The sequence below is a fragment of the Wocania ichthyoenteri Th78 genome (assembly GCF_000789235.1).
GTDB lineage: Bacteria > Bacteroidota > Bacteroidia > Flavobacteriales > Flavobacteriaceae > Wocania_A > Wocania_A ichthyoenteri.
The window spans coordinates 1,216,675-1,235,987 of record NZ_KN525716.1; the positions used below are offsets into that span (position 1 = coordinate 1,216,675).

Below are 19,313 nucleotides of genomic sequence, written 5' to 3' on the forward strand. Positions count from 1 at the left end.
AATTATGAAGAAGCTTCTTTTTATACTTATATTAATTACTAGTTTTAGCAGCTGTAAATCTTCGAAATCTGTAAATAAAAAGCACAAAGTTGTTGTTGAAAAATCAGATGCAAAACCACTTTTTAAAGCTGATAATATTATTGATTACGCCAAAAAATTTGAAGGTGTACGTTATAAATATGGTGGCACTACAAAAAAAGGAATGGATTGCTCTGGCTTAATTTACACATCTTTTAAAAGTCAAGCTATTCCGCTTCCCAGAACCACAAAAGACTTAGCTATTACTGGAAATTGGATAGACTTAAAAGAAGTTAAAAAAGGAGATTTGCTCTTTTTTGCAACCAAAAAAAACAGTCGGAAAGTGAATCATGTTGGCATTGTAACATCCTCGCAAGTGGGTCGAGTAAAGTTTATACATGCAACAACTAGCAATGGTGTTATAACCTCAGAGTTATCTGAACGTTATTGGTATTTTGCTTTTGTTCAAGCAAGACGTGTTCTTTAGAAAAAAGATTTTAGACCGCTACGTTTTTAGAACCTAGACTGTTTTTAACTAATTAACAAACAGTAGTAACGCCAAAAAATCATTTGGTTTTATAGTTTTTTTAGTAACTTTCAATAATGAAGTTATTTAATTTCACAATCATTAAACTTACGTGTTTCTTAATTATAGGAATTATTGTTTCATACTTATACCCTATCCCAATTCATTTAAACTTATATATAACTGTTGCTTTATTAGTCATTTTATTTGTCTTCTTTTTAATAGCCAGAAAACAATTTATTAAAACCGTTTGGTTTGGGGTTTCTGCTTACATTTTAATGATTTTTGTTGGTATTTTAACGACTTCATTTCATAATCAAAAAAACTTTTCAAATCATTATTCTAAACTTGTTTCACTTGAAAAAGATACAGCAGAAACTATAACATTTAGAATTCGAGAAGTTTTAAAACCTGGAAATTATTACGACAAATATGTTATTGATGTTTTAAAGATTAATGACGAAACGGTTTCAGGAAAATCGCTATTAAACATTCAAAAAGATTCCTCGCTATCGGCTTTAAAAGTAGATGAGATTGTTATTGGAAACATGGGGTTTCAGAATCTTATTCATCCTTTAAATCCGCATCAATTTGATTATAAAAAATACCTTGAAAAAAAATACATCTATCATCAAATATTTACTAAAAATGAATCGCTCTTAAAAGTAAATGATGATACGCACACCCTTTTTGGACTTGCTGATAATATTCGAGAACACATCAATTTAAAGCTAAAACCATACCATTTTAAACCTGACGAACTCGCTATAATTAATGCCTTACTACTTGGACAACGGCAAGATATTAGCGAAGAAGTTTACAACAGTTACACCAATGCTGGCGCGATACATATTTTAGCAGTTTCTGGACTGCATGTTGGTATTATTTTACTCATCTTAACGCTTGTTTTTAAACCCATTGAACGTTTAAAACATGGTATACTCATAAAAACCATTTTGCTGGTTACTTGCTTATGGAGTTTTGCTTTAATTGCTGGTTTATCAGCATCGGTAACCAGAGCAGTAACCATGTTTAGTATAGTGGCAATTGCTATGAATTTAAAACGACCAAGCAATATTTACAACACTTTGGCAATCTCTATGCTTGTCATTTTACTTTTTAAACCTTTGTTTTTATTCGATGTTGGTTTTCAATTAAGTTATCTGGCTGTTTTTGCGATTGTAGCTATAGACCCCATACTTTATAATTTATGGCGACCAAAAAACTGGCTACTAGATAAATATTGGCATACGTTAACTATAACAGTTTCTGCTCAGTTTGGAATTATACCCATTAGCTTATTTTATTTTCATCAGTTTCCTGGATTATTTTTTATCTCGAATATAGTAATTATTCCGTTTTTAGGTTTCATTTTAGGATTGGGGATTCTCGTTATTTTATTAGCTGTAACAAACTTGCTCCCAAGCTTTTTTGCAAAAATTTATGGACTTATTATTAGTGGTATGAACAGTTTTGTGGGTTGGATTTCTAAACAAGAAGCCTTTCTTTTTAAAGATATTGCCTTTAGTTTATTATATGTTTTAGCGTCTTATTTAGCCATTATTGCTCTCGTTAAATATTCAAAAAAAAGAAGTGTTACTAATTTAAAACTATTATTAATTTCAGTATTAATTATTCAATGTACTTTTATTTATACGGATTATAAAAAATCTTCAAATGAGTTTATTGTGTTTCATAAAAGTAGATACAGTTTAATAGGAAGCAACACTAATAACAGCTTATTGGTAGCTCATGATTTTGACAGTTTAACTCCATCAAAAAACAAAATAATTAAAGATTACACTGTTGGAAATCATATAAAAACCATAAAAAAAGACACGCTTAAATCTATTTATATTTTAAATAATAAAAAACTTTTGGTAATTGATAGTTTGGGTATTTATAATATAAAATCGTTTGAACCTGAATATGTATTATTAAGGCAATCTCCAAAAATTAATTTGAATAGATTAATTGATTCTATAAAACCAAAATATGTAATTGCCGATGGCAGTAATTACAAATCTTATATTAAACAATGGGAAGCTATTTGTTTAAAAAGAAAACTCCCTTTTCACCAAACCAGTAAAAAAGGAGCATTTATTATTAAATATTAGGTTTCGATTTCTGTTTGTTTTGAGTGCAGTCGAAAAGGCTCAACCTAACATTTTATTAATCTTTAAAATTAGACACAAAAGCTTTATAATAGGCATTAAACTCATCTTGAGTTTTAATATTTTTATGATCATCGTTTTTAAACATTTTTAAATACAACTCTAGTTGAGACGGTTTTTGGTAGCCTCTAATAGGCGCAATAACCTCTCCTTTATCATCAAAAAACACAATAGTAGGATATGCACTAACTTGTAAATACCTTGTTAAATCGTGTGCTGAATTACGTCTATTTGCATTTGCAGCATTATACTTAGGATTAGAAAATGTTTTTTCTTTATAATTCACACTTTCATTTCCTTCTCCATTAAATTTAACTGCGTAATAATGCTCATTTACATAATCAGCAACCTCTTTCTTTTGAAAAGTATTTCTGTCTAACATTTTACATGGTCCACACCAATTGGTATATACGTCCATCATAATTTTTTTTGGCGTTTTCTTTTGAAGCTCTAAAGCTTCTTGAAAAGTTACCCAATTTATTTCTTGTGCGATACCATTAACTGACGTTAAAATAGCTAATAGCAATATAAATACTGTCTTTTTCATAATTAAATAGGTTGCAAAAGTTGTTCCGAACTTACAAAAAAAGCTCCTAAACAGGAGCTTTTTGAATATTTTTTAACACTTTATTCGATTAACGAACACCGTGCATTAGTTTTTTTAGAACTTTATTTAGTAAAATTGAAATTAATCCAACACCAATAGGAATCAACGTAAATATTAAAAAGAAAGTACTTAATGAGTATTGCTCTGTAATTTTATCAATCATACCACCCATTGTTCCTGCAGCTTTTTGTCCAATAGCAATAGCTAAATACCAAATACCAAACATAAAACCAATCATTCGTCCAGGAACCAATTTGCTTAGGTATGAAAGCCCTACCGGAGAAATACAAAGCTCTCCCATAGTATGCAATAAATACGCTAAAATTAAAAATATCATACTCACAGAAGCTGTTTTTGCTCCTTGAGGAATTCCCATTGTACCAAATACTAAAACACCAAAACCTAGTCCTAAAAGTATAAGACCAAAACCATATTTCATACCTACACTTGGGTTGTATTTGCTTTCCCACCATTTAGAAAACAAAGGTGCTAACGTGATAATAAAGAAAGAGTTTAATATTCCAAACCATGAAGCACCGACTTCGGTTGTATCTTTACTAAATTCATTATTAACTTTATAACCAACAACAAACCATAAGAATACAAAAGTAAGACCTAAAACAATATTTGAATACGGGATTTTAGAATAAGTCTTTTTAAATAATAAGTATAGTACCCAAGTTATAATTGCTAATGGCACAACCGTTAATATTAAATCAATGATTTTAAATACCATTGCTGAATTTCCACTTAAAGCTCTTGCTGTATAATCTCTAGCAAATAATGTCATTGACCCCAATGATTGTTCAAAAGCTGCAAAGAAAAATACCGTGAAGATTCCGAAAATAGAAACTGCAATAATCTTATCTCTAACTATTGTGTTATATCTAGAAATTCTTGTGATTATTAAATACAAAAATAAAACTAATGCGAGTAAGATGGTGACATTGGAACCGTCTAAATTACCGATTTTAAAATTCAACATGTTAATATCTCCAATCTTTGAAATAGGATCGTTAAACAGATATAACAATCCACCAATAGAAGATAATAAAATCAATATTTTATCAATACTTGTAAAAGGATTCAGCTTTTCTGAGTTTGATGTTGTATCATGTTCTTTAGGACTATCTTCATTTATATTTTGGGGTAATTCAACTTCATGAATTTTAGAAGGTTTTTCCCCAATTTGTCCAAATAAATCTTTTGCTAACCAAAACTGAACAAGACCACCCAACATAAATATACCGGCTAATCCAAAGCCATAGCTCCATCCAATATTTTCGGCTAAATAGCCACAAAGCATCATCCCGAAGAAAGCTCCAGCATTAACCCCCATATAATAAATAGTGTAAGCCCCATCTTTTTTAGACTCTTTGCCTTTATACATTTCAGAAATCATTGATGTCATATTTGGCTTAAAAAAACCAGTACCAATTACTAATAAAGCTAACCCTAAATATAAAGACCAAGTTGTCTCAAAAACCATAAAAGCGTGACCAAGCATCATGACAAAACAACCAATAATTACTGCCCATTTATAGCCTGTAATTTTATCAGCTAGCCAACCACCAACAATTGGTGTTAAATACAATAATGAAGAATAAGTTCCAATTAATGCTAAAGCATTTTCTCTAGACCATTCCCAACCTGGATTATCGCTTAAATAAGGAGCTGTTAAAAATAAGACCAATAATATTTTCATTCCGTAGAATGAAAAACGCTCCCACATTTCAGTAAAAAATATAACAAAAAGCCCAGGAGGATGCCCTATTACTTTGTCTTTAAAAAGATTTTCAATATCAGTATTCATATATGGTTAGTTTAAATAAAACAAATGCTTAATGTACATTACCCATTAATTTTTTCATCAACGGAGAAAATAGTAAAACAACTAAACCTGCTCCTAAAGAATACATAGCAATTAACTCGAATCCGTTAGTATAAACCTCTAAAGTATCTAACCCTCCAACATTTACGTCTGTGCTTTCAATAGCTAATTGTTTTGAAATAAACCCTACTATTTGAAATGCAAAAGCCGATGACAAAAACCAAACACCCATCATAAAAGCAACTATATTCTTTGGTGATAAATCTGTAATCTTTGATAAACCAACAGGAGACATAAATAATTCTCCAATAGAAATTATAAAATACATTATCAATAAATAAGCAAAAGGAACCATCCCATTTTCATCAGCACTAGCTCCGCTAATTGATAATATATAAAAACTTGCTCCAGCTAAAACTAAGCCAAGTCCAAATTTATAAGGTGTTCTAGGGTTCAAATTCTTTTTAGATAAATATCCCCATAATAAAGAAATAGGAATAGCTAAAATGATTATAAACATGGAGTTTAAAGCATTTGTTTGACTTGCAGTCATAATTCCCTCTAAAGCGACGTTTCTTGATGCAAATAATGTAATTACACTTCCTGATAATTCATGAAAACCCCAGAATAATGTCATAAAGAAAGTAATTAATACTGCCATAATTAATTTTTTACGAGCTTCATTATCTAATTTAAATATTATATAAGCCAAATAAGCTAAAACAGCAAATCCTATAAACTTAAAAATACCGCTTACATAATTTTGTTCCCAAGAAGAAAGTAAGTACGCAATAATTGGAGCACATAAAAATGCAACAATAGGGATTAAAGTTTTTTGGGGAATACCCAAAACTTTCTTTTCATAAATTTCTTGACTTGGCGGCATTCCTTTATCTCCAAAAACATTCTTTTTGATTCCGCTCCAAAAGAAAATCAAACCTGTTAACATCCCAATTCCCGCTAAGCCAAAACCATAATGCCATCCATATTCATAAGCTAACCAACCACACAATAGAGGCGCAACAAATCCACCTATATTAATACCCATATAAAAAATAGTAAAACCAGAATCTTTTCGCACATCACCATCTTTATATAGAGCTCCTACAAAAGTGGATATATTTGGTTTAAAGAAACCGTTACCTACAACAATAAAAGCTAACGCAAGAAAGAAAGCTATATCATTTTGAATAGCTAAAACAAAATGACCTAATGCCATTAAAACCCCACCTAAAAAGATAGAACTACGCATACCTAAAATCTTATCAGAAATTTGACCACCTATAACAGTCGATGCATATACTAATGAGCCATAAGAAGCATAAACAACAGCTGTTGCTGCATCACGTTCTACAATAGCTTTAAAAATCTCTTGCACCATGTAAAGCGTTAATAACGCCCGCATGCCATAGAAACTAAATCGTTCCCATAATTCTGCAAAGAATAAATAAAACAATCCTTTTGGATGTCCGAATAATTCTTCTTGATCTTTAGCTTGATCTTTAGTATTAATAGTATCTGCCATAAACTTATTATTAGTTAGTAATTTATTATCCTTTAATTTCTACTTTTTTTGCTTCGCTTTCTTTTGCTTTTTCTCTTTCATCACCAAGTTTAGCATTTATAAAATTAGTCATTTTTTTATAGAGGTGTAACCTTGTGTTTCCGCCGTAAATACCATGGTTATCGTCAGGATAAACACCCCAATCAAATTGCTTATCGGCTTGTATTAAAGCTTCAACCAATCGCATAGTATTTTGTAAATGTACATTATCATCAGCAGAACCATGAATTAATAAATAATCACCTTTAAGCTTATGGACGTGATTTATAGGTGAATTATCATCATAACCACTTGCATTTTCCTGCGGTGTGGTCATATAACGCTCAGTATAAATAGAATCATAAAAACGCCAGCTACTAACTGGTGCTACAGCAATTGCCATTTTAAACACATCATTTCCTTTAAACAAGGCGTTACTGCTCATAAAACCACCATAACTCCAACCCCAAATACCTATTCTATTCGCATCGATATATGGTAATGCTCCTAATTGCTTTGCGGCTTGAATTTGATCTTCAACCTCATATTTACCTAATTGATTTTGCGTTACTTTTTTAAACTTCGCCCCTTTAAAACCTGTTCCTCTCCCATCAACACAAGCCACAATATAACCCTGTTGTGCTAAATGCTGATACCAATAATCGTTTGAACTATTCCAACGATTAGCAACCTGTTGAGAACCTGGACCTGAATACTGATACATTAATAATGGATATTGCTTTGAAGCATCAAAATCTGCAGGTTTAATCATCCACATATTCAAATTATTTCCATTTACATGAATAGTACTGAACTCTTTTTTTGAGGTTTTATAATCTGAAAGATTTTTTGATAACACATCGTTATCTTTAATACTTTTAATGAGCTTCCCTGAAGCTGCACTATTTAAAGTATACTCTGGCGGTGTAGTTGCACTAGAAAATGTATTTATAAAATATGAAAAATCTGCACTAAATGAAGCACCATTAGTGCCTTCGCTTTTTGTAAGTCTAGTTTTATCGCGACCATTTAATTTAATAGAATACACATCACGATTTATTGAACCATTTTCTACAGATTGATAAAAAATTCTGTTAGCTTTTTCATCATAACCGTAATAATTAGTGACTTCCCAATCCCCTTTAGTTATTTGATTGATTAGCTCTCCTTCTTTCGAATAGTGATAAATATGATTGTAACCATCTTTTTCGCTTGTCCAAATAAAACTATTGTCTTTTAAAAATGTTAAATTATCTGTAATATCAATGTAAGCTTTATCTATTTCTTTTAAAGCTACTTTTACTTTTTTTGTTTTGGCATTATAAAATACTAAATCTAAATTATTTTGATGTCTATTTAGTATTTGTGCGCTCAATATATCTGCGTCATTGGTCCATTTTATTCTTGGAATATAATCCAAATGTGATCCAAGTTCTACTTCTGTAGTCGTATTAGTTATCACATTATATACATGCAGTGATACTATCGCATTTTTCTCGCCTGCTTTTGGATACTTAAATACTTGCTGCGTTTGATAAAGCGATGTACCATATACATCCATTGAAAACTCTGGAACATCGGTTTCATCAAACCTTATAAAAGCAATTTTATTGCTAGCTGCATTCCACTCAAAAGCACGCACAAAAGCAAACTCTTCTTCGTAAACCCAATCTGTTATACCATTAATGATTTTATTTTTTTCACCATCAAAAGTAATTTGTGTTGTATCACCGGTGATTAAGTCTTTAATATATAAATTGTTTTCAAATCCGTATGCTACCTTAGTTCCGTCTGGAGAAAACATAGGTTCTTGAATTTTATTTTCGGAGATTAAAGTTATTGACTTATCAGTAGTATTATAAACAAAATAGTTTCCTAACGTCGATCTTCTATATATAGACTCTTCGTTTGTTGCCAATATAACTTTACTTTCATCTTGACTAAAAGTGTAATCTGTAAAATAATTTAGTTCCTTTATATCTGAAGAACTCACTATTGTTTTTGTCTTTTTTAAAGTCTTGTAATCATAAATATCTATAGTAGTCGACCTCGTATTTCTATCAAAATTCAACACCGAGTATTGTTGTCCGTTTTTCATAGAATGCAAAGCATCCATTCCTTCTGTTCTAAAGGTGCCATCCCAAATTTCTTCAAGTGTAATTTGCTTAGTTTGAGCCGATAAAGTTATAGTGATGAAAAGACAGAAAAATAGAGGTAATCTTAGAAATTGCATTTAAAATTATTTTTTTGATAAAACGATGTCAAGTTTACTAAAAATTATGCAAAAAACCGACACTATTAACAGTTAAATGAATGAATGTGATAACCAAGTATTCAATTTTCATACCAAGAATGGTATATTTGCTTTGTAAAACAGTTAATAATGAGCAAAACAATTTCTGGATTTTCAAAGCTATCAAAATCTAAAAAAATTGATTGGATTGTAAACACATATTTTTCAAATACAGAAGAGGCTAAACAGGTTTTAAAACAATATTGGAGCAACAACGAAAAATTACAGCAACTCCATGACGAGTTTATCGAAAACACAATAACCAATTATTATTTGCCTCTTGGAGTTGCACCAAACTTTTTAATCAACAATACTATTTACACCATACCAATGGCTATTGAGGAAAGCTCTGTTGTTGCTGCCGCAAGTAAAGCAGCAAAATTCTGGTTAGATAGGGGTGGTTTTAAAACTAAGGTGATTTCGACTACTAAAATTGGTCAAGTACATTTTATGTATTATGGTGATTTTAATAAATTACAAAGCTTTTTTGAACGTGTAAAGTCCAAACTCATTAAACAAGCTAAACCCATTACCAAGAATATGGAAGCCCGTGGTGGTGGTATTTTAGATATTGAATTACGAGATAAAACCGAAGGCATAAAAGGCTATTACCAATTACATGCATCTTTTGAAACGTTGGATGCTATGGGTGCAAATTTTATAAATTCTTGTTTAGAGCAGTTTGCAGAAACCTTTAAAAATGAAGCTTTATTATTTGATGGGTTTTCTGAAGAGGAAAAGCAAATTCAAATAGTGATGAGTATTTTATCGAATTATGTGCCAGATTGTTTAGTGCGAGCTGAAGTAAGCTGTAAGGTTGAAGATTTGAATGAAGACAATTCGATATCAGCTGAAGATTTTGCAAATAAATTTATTCAAGCTGTTAATATTGCCGAGATAGAACCTTACCGAGCAGTTACTCATAACAAAGGTATTATGAATGGTATTGATGCTGTAGTGTTAGCAACAGGCAATGATTTTAGAGCTGTTGAAGCTGGTGTACACGCCTATGCTTCTAGAAACGGAAAATACAGTAGTTTAACGCATGCTAAAATTGAAGATGGTATATTTTATTTTTGGATGGAAATTCCTTTAGCTCTTGGAACTGTTGGCGGACTTACAGGTTTACATCCTTTAGTAAAATTAGCTTTAGAATTACTACGCAAACCATCGGCAAAAGAGCTTATGCAAATTGTTGCAGTTGCTGGTTTAGCTCAAAACTTTGCTGCATTACGCTCCTTAACAACAACCGGTATTCAGCAAGGACACATGAAAATGCATTTGATGAATATTTTAAATCAGTTTGAAGCTAGTGACAACGAAAAGATTTTATTAACGGATCATTTTAAAACGAATACGGTTACGCATAGTGCGGTTGTTAAAGCTATTGAAAAGTTACGCAATGGTGCCTGAGGCTCTCGAAGGCACAATTAAACTAAAATGCATAAAGGATATGTTTACATATTAGAATGTAGCGACGGAAGTTATTACACAGGAAGTACCGTTGATTTAGAACTAAGAATCCAACAACATCAAAACGGATTAGGTGCAAATCATACAAGAAACAGACTCCCAATAAAATTAGTTTATTTTGAAGAATTTGAAAGAATAGACAAAGCTTTTTATAGAGAAAAGCAAATACAAGGATGGAGCAGAAAAAAGAAAGAAGCTTTAATTGAAAATAATTTTGAAAAGTTACCTAATTTATCTTTAGCTTATAGAGACAAAGTGTCTTCGAGAACCTCAGACACCAAGAGTACCTTAGATCCAATATCCAAAATGACTAAAAATTTAAACCATATAACATTTAACTCAAACGGAAAATTATTATTAACTGGAGAATATTTAGTACTTAACGGTGCTCTATCCTTAGCAATTCCAACAAAATATGGACAGTCATTAGAAATTGAATCTATAAATGAATCTAAACTCATTTGGAAGAGTTTAGATGAAAAAGGAAATGCTTGGTTTGAGGGTGAGTTTTTGGCTGATAAGATTACCACGTCGCAAGCGCCTCGTAATGACGTTTCAGATAGATTAATTCAAATACTTAATGTTGCAAAACAACTTAATCCAAATTTTTTAAATAATCAAAACGGTTTTAATGTAACAACTTCATTAGGTTTTCCTAGAGATTGGGGATTGGGTACATCGTCGACATTAATAAATAATATTGCACAATGGGCAAACATTGATGCTTACGAGCTTTTAGAAAATACTTTTGGTGGAAGCGGTTACGATATTGCTTGTGCGCAATATAATAAACCTATTACCTATAAATTAATTAATAGTGAAGTGCTTAAACAACCTTTCCACTGTGCTCAAGGTGACATAATTAAGCATGATGAAAAAAGACTTATTAAAGAAGTTAATTTTAACCCTTCATTTAAAGACCATTTATACTTTTTATATTTAAATAAAAAGCAAAATAGTCGTGATGGCATTGCACAATTTAAGAACAATACTTCAGATTTATCAGAATCTATCTCACAAATAAATAACATTACTAAAAGTATAATGTCTTGTGAAACACTTGACATATTTATATCACTTATTGAAAAACATGAAAATATCATTTCGGAAATCATAAAAGAAAAGCCAGTAAAGGATTTATTATTTAGCGATTTTAGTGGTGGTATAAAAAGTCTTGGTGCTTGGGGAGGCGATTTTATTTTGGTGGCTTCAAAAGATAATCCAAAAGCTTATTTTAAAAAAAAGGGATTTAATACTATTATTCCTTTTAGGGATATGATATTATAAGTTCTAGAATTACTATAAAAAAAACAGAACCCACATAAGTGAGTTCTATTTAAATTCTATTTTTTAAAAACTAATTAATCTACAGCATCTTCAACATCGTCTGCCACATCTTCTACGGCATCTTCCACTTTATCGCCTGTAGTTTCTCTGCAACTTGTAAATACAGTTGAGATTGTAAATAAGATTAAGAATATTTTTGCTGCTTTTTTCATTTTGATTGTGTTTTAAAATTAATAATTGGTTGAATATTTTATCTATTTTTTAACAACACCTTTTAGTAGTGACAATACAAAAAGTACTAAAAAAATGTAAAATAAAATTTTTGCAATTCCAGCTGATGCTCCAGCTATTCCGCCAAATCCTAAGATTCCTGCTATTACTGCAATTATTATAAATGCTATTGTCCAACGTAACATATTATTTGGTTTTAATGGTTAAACTTTAATAAGAATTCGACTATCAAATTCTATACTACAAATATGGATTTTTCTGTAGAGTTAGCTTAACTCATACAAAGCATATAATTGACTCAAATAAATCTTTTTTTGTGATTCTACATAAAAAAACCTCAGCACTTTTTTAGAAGAATGCCAAGGTTTAATTCACTAACCAACCAGTTACAATATTAATCTGCTTAAAACATTTCTGTTAACTCAATAAAGTAAATATTTAACTGTATTAAAATTAATCTTCATAAATATTATAGATAAAAAAAAAGATGTTTAAACATCTTTTTTATATCTGTAGAAGAATTATTAACTTAAGTCTTCTAAAGTTTTAATTCTAGATAAACCATTTTCAATTTTATTCTTTTGCGATTCTAAAATTGATTTTGTGCTTGATGGTAAACTCGTTTCATTAATAACCTCGCAATACTCATCAATAGCCGATTTTTCTCCTCTAATGGCTTCTTCTAACATTGATTCTTCATTCTCTGAAGAAAACAAAGCTTTAACATCCATCCAAGTTCTGTGTGCAGATCCTGCAATGCTTCCACCTTTATCAACATCTTGACCAAATGCTCTTATTTCGCTTTTTAATTCATGTCCAAAATCATAACGCTCTTGTGCTTTTCTTTTAAAATAAGATTTTAAAGCAAGGTTATCTACATTATCTGCTGCTTTTTTAAATCCTTTTTCAGCATCGTATGTTTTTTCTAGTAAATCGTTTAATTTTTCTCCAACATCTTCTGTGTAAGTACTCATAATTATATAGGTTTTATGTTAACAGTAACTTGTTTAAAGATGCCTACTGGTTTACATCTGTGTTAATAAGAACACGCTTACTTTTTTTTACTGATGTAAAATTAACTAATAACAAAGCTTTCAATTAGTTCAAATAAGTTTGTTATTAACTCATATCAAAAAACTATAAATTTTTGTCCATATAATTGGTATAATCCTCTGCTAGGCTTTTCTTTTTAGTTTCAGAGAACACTTTTCCTGCTAGTTGAAAAAATATATGCTCTTCATCTTCTAAATGATGCTCAACTTTTTCTTTTAAATCTTTAGCATACTTTAACCAAGCTGAAGAATCATAATCTGTTTCTTCTAGCTTTTCAATTAATTCATCAATTTCATGATGCTCTGCAATACCATGTCTAGCTTTCTCTTGCATCATATCGTTACTAATTAAAGGTTTGTAAAAATGACGTTCTTCTGCATTTGCATGTATTTCCAGCTCGTTTTTAAGTGTTTTGAAAGTTTGCTTTCTTTCCTTGGTCTCTCCAGAGGTATTAACTAATTTTTTAAGTAAATCTCTTTGTGTATCGTGGTCTTTTCTTATCGCTTCAAATATGTTCATAATTCTATTTTATTTTTTATTCATTCAAAATTATAACACTTAATTATTTAAAATTTGTTCAATCAAAACAAAGATTAACTGTAATGGTTTTTTAATTAACTTATTTAAAATTTCTTTCTTTTTATATAGTTTAATAACACTACCTTTAAATTGTTTTTTTAAATATGTAAAATAATGAAGCAAAACCCAATGCTAATATGCATTCCAGACATAAGTGGCTTTACTCAATTTATGAGTGAAACAGATTCTGATTTAAGTTCTAAAGTCATACCTTCTTTATTAAATAAAATTATTTATTCTAATGAAATTGGTTTAAAAGTTTCAGAAATTGAAGGTGATGCTGTTTTGTTTTATAGATCTGGTAAATTACCTTCTTTAAAAATATTGATAAATCAATGTATTCACTTTTATAAAGAATTTTATAAACAATTAAATATTTTAAAAGAGACATATAATGATAATGATGATAGCCATAAAATACCGAAAACTCTAGGGTTGAAAATTATTCTACACTATGGACATGAGATTGACACAGTGCAAATTGGAAAACATATAAAACTTATGGGAGAAGATGTTATTATTGCCCATAAATTACTTAAAAATAAAGTTCCGAAAGATGAATATTTATTAATATCTGAAAACTTAATATCTCAGTACGACATGAAAGATTTAGACAATAAATTATACTGGGGAGAATTAAAGAATGGAGAAAACGTATATGAGCATCTAGGAGAAATTAACTATACGTATATAGACTTACTGCCACTTTTAAATTTTAATGAGTAATTTTTTATGATAGAAATTGAAATTATAGCAGATAATACTAAAGAAATTCTTGAAGAAATTCAAAAACACATAGGAGGAACTATTGTTGAACAATGGAGTGAGTGTACTTTAATTGTTGATAACGACTTAGCAAATGGCAGTATTCGTTTTATACCTTTTGATTGGGGTGTAAACCTTTTAGATTATAACATAATATTTAATGATGACATAAGTCTTAAAATACATGCCAATGAATTTAATCCAATTAGATTTGTTTATGCGCTCAATGGCAGCTTTAAACATAAGTTTGGCTTAGATAATAGAGAAGAGTTAATAGAACAATTTCATTCTTTAATATTTACTAATAAAGCTAAAGGTATTAATTACATCTATTTCCCTAAGAATACAAAACTAGAAATTAACTCAATTCAAATAAGACGAAAACGTTTTTTAAAGAAGAGAACCACTAAAGTATCTACACTAAGTAAAAAACTACACGAAGTTTTTATAGATACTGATTATGAAAATAGATATGTACATTATGGAACTCTTAATTTAAAGATGGCAGACCTTGTAAAAAAAACAAGCAATGTAAAAGAGCTAGGGATGCTAAGAATTCTAAAAATCGAAGCTAAAGTTTATGAAATTTTGGCATTACATATTCAACAACATTATAAATCTCAGCAAGGTGTACCATTACCAACTTCGCTTATTAAAAGTGAGCTTATTACAGTTAGAAAGCTTGGAGAAGCTATTTTAAAAAACCCTGCAAACAACTATTCTTTGGATCAATTATCTAAAGAATCTGGATTATCTCAAGCGAAACTTCAAGATGGTTTTAAATTTTTATATACAAGAACTGTAACAGAATATATTAGACATGTAAGACTAGAGTCTGCAAGAGACTTAATAACTAATACCGATTTGAATATATCTCAAATTGTTTACACCATAGGTTTTACAAGTAGAAGTTACTTTTCGAAAATTTTTAAAGAGAAATATGGTGTTACTCCTAACGAATTTAAAAAACAATTAATAGTACCACCTATTGCTATTTAATAAAAAAGCCTCGTTAAACGAGGCTTTTTTATAGATATATTTTATTTTTTATTGAACTTGAGTTTTAGCTCTGTTATCTTCAATATCGGCAGCTTCTTTTAAAGCATTATATAACTTTGCAGTTACCACACTAACTTTTTGAGTTTCTACTTGATTTGCAAACGATTGGTAATTATCTAGCTCTGTCGCCGGAGTTACTTTAGTTACTTGAACCATGTAAACACCATTAGCTCCATCTATTAATTTAGATGTTTCACCTTCATTTAAACCAAATGCAGATCCAACAATAATTGGCTCTCTACCAGCACCAGAAAGTGTTGGTGATTTCATAGTAACCGCCGAAGCAGTTCTTACTGTGGTATTTTCGGCAGCTGCTAAATCTTCTAAAGTTGTTGCAGTAACTCGATCTCTAATAATTTTAGCCTTTTTTTCTTTACGTATTACTGGTATTGCTGCAGCAGATGCATCTTCAACACTCTGAAGTCCTTCTTTATGCTTAGCTACTAATTGCGCAATAACATAACCGTTAGGCACATTAAAACGTTTAATATCTCCTACTTCTATATCTTCTTCAAAAGCCCAACGTACAATTGGTCTTTGATTACCAACGCCTGGGATGTTTTCATCTAATGCTTTAATACCATTTACTGGTCTAACCGTAAACTTATTCTCGGTTGCAATGTCTTGAAAATCATTTTCTCCAGCTTTTATTTCGAAGTTTGAAGCATCTCTAAATACTTTAGATATTGTAGCTTCTGATGGTTCAATTTTACGAGCAATAGTTCCTACTTGAACAGCTCTCCTTTTGTTTTTCTGTCCTTCAACTTCAATAATATGAAATCCAAAAACAGTTTTAACCACACCTAAATCTCCTACTTTACCTTCAAATTCAAAATCATTAAACTCAGGTACCATCGTATTATATGGATGCCAATCGTAACGTCCTTCTTTTTCAACACTTCCTTTATCTGATGAAAATTCTTTTACAAACTCACCAAATTTAGATTTATTAGATTTAAGAATTGTTAAAAGACTATCAGCAGTTGCCTTAGCTTGTGCTTCAGTTTGCACAACATCTGGTGCAGCAGCTTGAGCGCCTCTAAAAGGAATTAATATATGACGTACTTTTGCAGAGTCTGGTATTTGTTTAACCGCTACAACTTTAGTTACCTTAAAGTATCCATTATCTTTATATGGGCCGTAAACCTCCCCTTCATTAAGGTTGAAAATACTATCTGCAACCGTGGTTGGTAAAGATGATTTAAAAACAAAACGATTGTCAAATTTAATATCAGAATTCGAGTTAACAAATTCCTCATTATCAGTAGTTTTAGAAAAACTAATAACCGCTTCGTTTACGTCTGGTGTTGTTGGGTTATCTTCTTTTCCTTTTATAAGACTAATTAATTTATCTTTTATTTCATTTTCATCTTCAATAGTTGCGGCTTCTTTAAACTCAACATATTTAATATCTCTTGAAGCTTCAACCTCAAACTGCTTTTTGTTTTTATTAATATAGTCTGAAATATCAGATTTAGAAACTGTAACTGTGCTATCTGGGATTGATGCATAAGGCACTTGTACATACTTAATATCTACTTTATTACCTTGTAATTTATGCTCTAATTCACCTTCGGCAAGCGTGCCCGTTAAACCTGCTTTTACTAAGTTAAAATAGTTTTGGTTTAACGCATTGTTTGCTAATTGTTTCTCATAATTTACCCAATCGGCAAACGTTAATGGCTGGCCGCCAATAAAACCTGGTTGCGGCGATAATTCTTTAAGATTAGCGATAAACTCGTTTAGCTTATTTTCGTCAAATAAACCCGCTTCGTTTAAAAACTCAGGATTGGTAGCCATTGCTGTTTTAAGCAAATCTCTCATTTGGTCTTTTTCAATAGAAATTCCTAGGGTTTCGTATTGCGTTTCCATAACAGCTTGCCTAACTTCTTGCTCCCAAACACTATTCATTACTTGTGTGTTTGTAGCTGTTGCACCAGCACGTTTTTGTGCTATCTCTACTTTTTGTAAAAAGTCTTCGCGTGTAATATCTTTACCATTAATAGTAGCAACAATATTTTGCGATTTAGATGTTAGCGCATCGCTATTTTTAAATAAATCTGCTAATACAAAAGAGAATAACGCTAATGCTATAATTAATATTAAAAATAGTGAACGTTGTCTAATCTTATTTAAAACTGCCATTTGTAATTAAAATTTAAAAATCCTTAATTTGGGATTATGCTTGTTAAGTTGTTTGTATATAAAATCTGTTTTTTGATAAAATACAGTGCGCGAAAATACCATTTTCTATTTAATAATAAAAGTAGAAAGATGCTTTAATTGTATTAAATGGTGCAGATATAATTTATTATGAGAAACTGAAACAAGTTCAGTTTGAAGAAACACTAATCTTCTCCTAAAAGTTTGAGTTCGACTAAATCAATTTTAGTGTTTGATACTTCTAAAATGGTAAACTGAAATCCGTCAATAATAACAATGTCATCTTTTGCTGGAATTTGTTCTGTTTGGTTAACAATTAAACCTCCTAAAGTTTCGTAGTTTTCATTTTCAGAAAGATTCAACTTGTAGGTTTCGTTTAAATAATCAACCTCTAAACGTGCTGAAAAAGTAAATGTATCGTCATCAATTTTTTCTTCAATTAAAACTACGGTGTCGTGTTCATCTTCTATCTCGCCAAAAAGTTCTTCAACAATATCTTCAACAGTCATAATCCCCGATGTTCCGCCATATTCATCTAAAACAACCGCTATACTTTTATGTTTTTTTGTAAGTACATTGAGTACATCTTTAATAAGTACCGTTTCTGGAATATACTCTACAGGCAACATTGCAGATTTTATGGTTTTAGGCTTTTTAAACAACTCGAACGAGTGTACATAACCTAAAATATCGTCAACTGTTTCTTTATATACTAAAATTTTAGTGCAACCCGTTTCAGTAAAAAGCGCATTAAGTGTTTTTATAGATTCGTTAATTTCTACCGCAATTATCTCAGTTCTAGGCACCATAACTTCTCGGGCTTTAACCTCCGAAAACTCTAAAGCATTTTGAAAAATTTGAATTTCGGTATCTACTTCGTCATGCGCTTCAACCGATTCCATTTGCTCACTAATATAATTACCTAATTCTACTTTTGTAAATGCCAATTGAATTTGATCGCCTTCCGTTTTAAAAAAATATTTAAGTATAAAATCTGAAATCCAAATAACAAAATCTGAAATAAATGAAAACAACACATAAAATATATAAGCTGGTACTGCCAAGACTTTTATGAGTGTGTTTGAATAAATTTGAAAAAACACTTTTGGCAAAAACTCTGCAGTTATTAAAATAACAAACGTTGAGATAATGGTTTGCGATAATAAACTTAAGTCGTTTAATAAATAATTTGCAAAAACTGATGATGTTGGTAACATAGACCGAAACCAATTAACCAGCAAATCGCCCATAAAAAACCCATATATTACCAATGCTATATTGTTACCAATTAACATAGTTGTAATAAATTTTGATGGTTTTGCAGTAAGCTTACTTAATATTTTTGCAAGAATGCCATCTTGTTTTTTTTCAATTTCAATATGAATTTTGTTTGAAGATATGTAAGCAATCTCCATTCCTGAAAAAAAAGCCGATAGTATTAATGAAACAATTATGATAATGACATAAATGCTCATTTAGTTTGAATTGTTTCTGTTTTCAAATTTTTTACCAAACTTTCTTCTAAAGAAAAACATAAAAACAGCAAGTGCTCCTAGTAAAATTGAAGTATATGCTACTTCTCCATTACTCATATACTTTGAAATAGCATCGTATATAAATAATACAGCAAACACTAAATAAGCATATTGAAAAATTTTAGAATATTTCATTTTGAATATAAATTAAACTACCGCAAAGATAATTAAAATAG

17 protein-coding genes are annotated in these 19,313 nt (G+C 30.3%); 6 read left to right on the top strand and 11 right to left on the bottom strand.

The annotated features are described in order from the left end of the window. Positions 1-4 precede the first annotated feature (4 nt). Positions 5-505, top strand: coding sequence for a C40 family peptidase (locus RG22_RS05300; protein WP_034041439.1), 501 nt, complete (start codon positions 5-7; stop codon positions 503-505). 116 nt (positions 506-621) lie between these two features. Further along, complete coding sequence (locus tag RG22_RS05305; protein WP_034041442.1) at positions 622-2,661, top strand: ComEC/Rec2 family competence protein; 2,040 nt, start codon at positions 622-624, stop codon at positions 2,659-2,661. Between the two features lie 55 nt (positions 2,662-2,716). Here the strand turns inward: RG22_RS05305 and RG22_RS05310 are convergent, their stop codons facing one another. The 4 genes from RG22_RS05310 to RG22_RS05325 all read right to left on the bottom strand — a co-directional run bounded on the left by RG22_RS05310 (position 2,717) and on the right by RG22_RS05325 (position 8,932). Beyond that, positions 2,717-3,265 (bottom strand): thioredoxin family protein, encoded by a 549-nt coding sequence (locus tag RG22_RS05310; protein WP_156113351.1) that lies wholly within the window; start codon positions 3,263-3,265, stop codon positions 2,717-2,719. 88 nt (positions 3,266-3,353) lie between these two features. After that, on the bottom strand, positions 3,354-5,138 hold the full coding sequence (locus RG22_RS05315) for a peptide MFS transporter (protein WP_034041445.1): 1,785 nt from the start codon (positions 5,136-5,138) through the stop codon (positions 3,354-3,356). A 28-nt stretch (positions 5,139-5,166) separates the two neighbouring features. Continuing rightward, entirely contained in the window at positions 5,167-6,681 is a 1,515-nt protein-coding gene (locus tag RG22_RS05320) for a peptide MFS transporter (RefSeq protein ID WP_034041448.1), read from the bottom strand. A gap of 25 nt (positions 6,682-6,706) precedes the next feature. Next, a complete protein-coding gene (locus tag RG22_RS05325) occupies positions 6,707-8,932 on the bottom strand; it encodes a S9 family peptidase (protein ID WP_034041451.1) in 2,226 nt (741 codons plus the stop codon). Between the two features lie 150 nt (positions 8,933-9,082). Between RG22_RS05325 and RG22_RS05330 the strand changes: the two genes are divergently transcribed. After that, entirely contained in the window at positions 9,083-10,405 is a 1,323-nt protein-coding gene (locus tag RG22_RS05330; RefSeq protein WP_034041454.1) for a hydroxymethylglutaryl-CoA reductase, degradative, read from the top strand. Positions 10,406-10,432: 27 nt separating this feature from the next. Further along, the gene (locus RG22_RS05335; RefSeq protein ID WP_081997679.1) at positions 10,433-11,752 is read left to right on the top strand and encodes a GYDIA family GHMP kinase; all 1,320 of its coding nucleotides are present in this window, start codon (positions 10,433-10,435) and stop codon (positions 11,750-11,752) included. A 74-nt stretch (positions 11,753-11,826) separates the two neighbouring features. Here RG22_RS05335 and RG22_RS17975 read toward each other — a convergent pair whose 3' ends face one another. From RG22_RS17975 to RG22_RS05350, 4 genes are all read right to left on the bottom strand, one after another. After that, positions 11,827-11,964 (bottom strand): hypothetical protein, encoded by a 138-nt coding sequence (locus RG22_RS17975; protein ID WP_204244175.1) that lies wholly within the window; start codon positions 11,962-11,964, stop codon positions 11,827-11,829. A gap of 42 nt (positions 11,965-12,006) precedes the next feature. Further along, positions 12,007-12,168: a DUF1328 domain-containing protein gene (locus RG22_RS17595; protein ID WP_034041457.1), complete on the bottom strand. Its 162-nt coding sequence runs from the start codon at positions 12,166-12,168 to the stop codon at positions 12,007-12,009. A 339-nt stretch (positions 12,169-12,507) separates the two neighbouring features. Continuing rightward, positions 12,508-12,957: a ferritin-like domain-containing protein gene (locus RG22_RS05345; protein ID WP_034041460.1), complete on the bottom strand. Its 450-nt coding sequence runs from the start codon at positions 12,955-12,957 to the stop codon at positions 12,508-12,510. 163 nt (positions 12,958-13,120) lie between these two features. Beyond that, a complete protein-coding gene (locus RG22_RS05350) occupies positions 13,121-13,555 on the bottom strand; it encodes a hemerythrin domain-containing protein (RefSeq protein WP_034041463.1) in 435 nt (144 codons plus the stop codon). 174 nt (positions 13,556-13,729) lie between these two features. Here RG22_RS05350 and RG22_RS05355 point away from each other — a divergent pair, with 174 nt between their 5' ends. Then, entirely contained in the window at positions 13,730-14,341 is a 612-nt protein-coding gene (locus RG22_RS05355) for a DUF2652 domain-containing protein (RefSeq protein ID WP_034041466.1), read from the top strand. 6 nt (positions 14,342-14,347) lie between these two features. Beyond that, on the top strand, positions 14,348-15,379 hold the full coding sequence (locus RG22_RS05360; RefSeq protein ID WP_034041469.1) for a helix-turn-helix transcriptional regulator: 1,032 nt from the start codon (positions 14,348-14,350) through the stop codon (positions 15,377-15,379). 48 nt (positions 15,380-15,427) lie between these two features. Here the strand turns inward: RG22_RS05360 and RG22_RS05365 are convergent, their stop codons facing one another. The 3 genes from RG22_RS05365 to RG22_RS05375 all read right to left on the bottom strand — a co-directional run bounded on the left by RG22_RS05365 (position 15,428) and on the right by RG22_RS05375 (position 19,272). Then, on the bottom strand, positions 15,428-17,584 hold the full coding sequence (locus RG22_RS05365; protein WP_034041472.1) for a peptidylprolyl isomerase: 2,157 nt from the start codon (positions 17,582-17,584) through the stop codon (positions 15,428-15,430). Between the two features lie 203 nt (positions 17,585-17,787). After that, on the bottom strand, positions 17,788-19,077 hold the full coding sequence (locus tag RG22_RS05370) for a hemolysin family protein (protein ID WP_034041475.1): 1,290 nt from the start codon (positions 19,075-19,077) through the stop codon (positions 17,788-17,790). Further along, the gene (locus RG22_RS05375) at positions 19,078-19,272 is read right to left on the bottom strand and encodes a hypothetical protein (RefSeq protein ID WP_034041478.1); all 195 of its coding nucleotides are present in this window, start codon (positions 19,270-19,272) and stop codon (positions 19,078-19,080) included. Positions 19,273-19,313 lie beyond the last annotated feature (41 nt).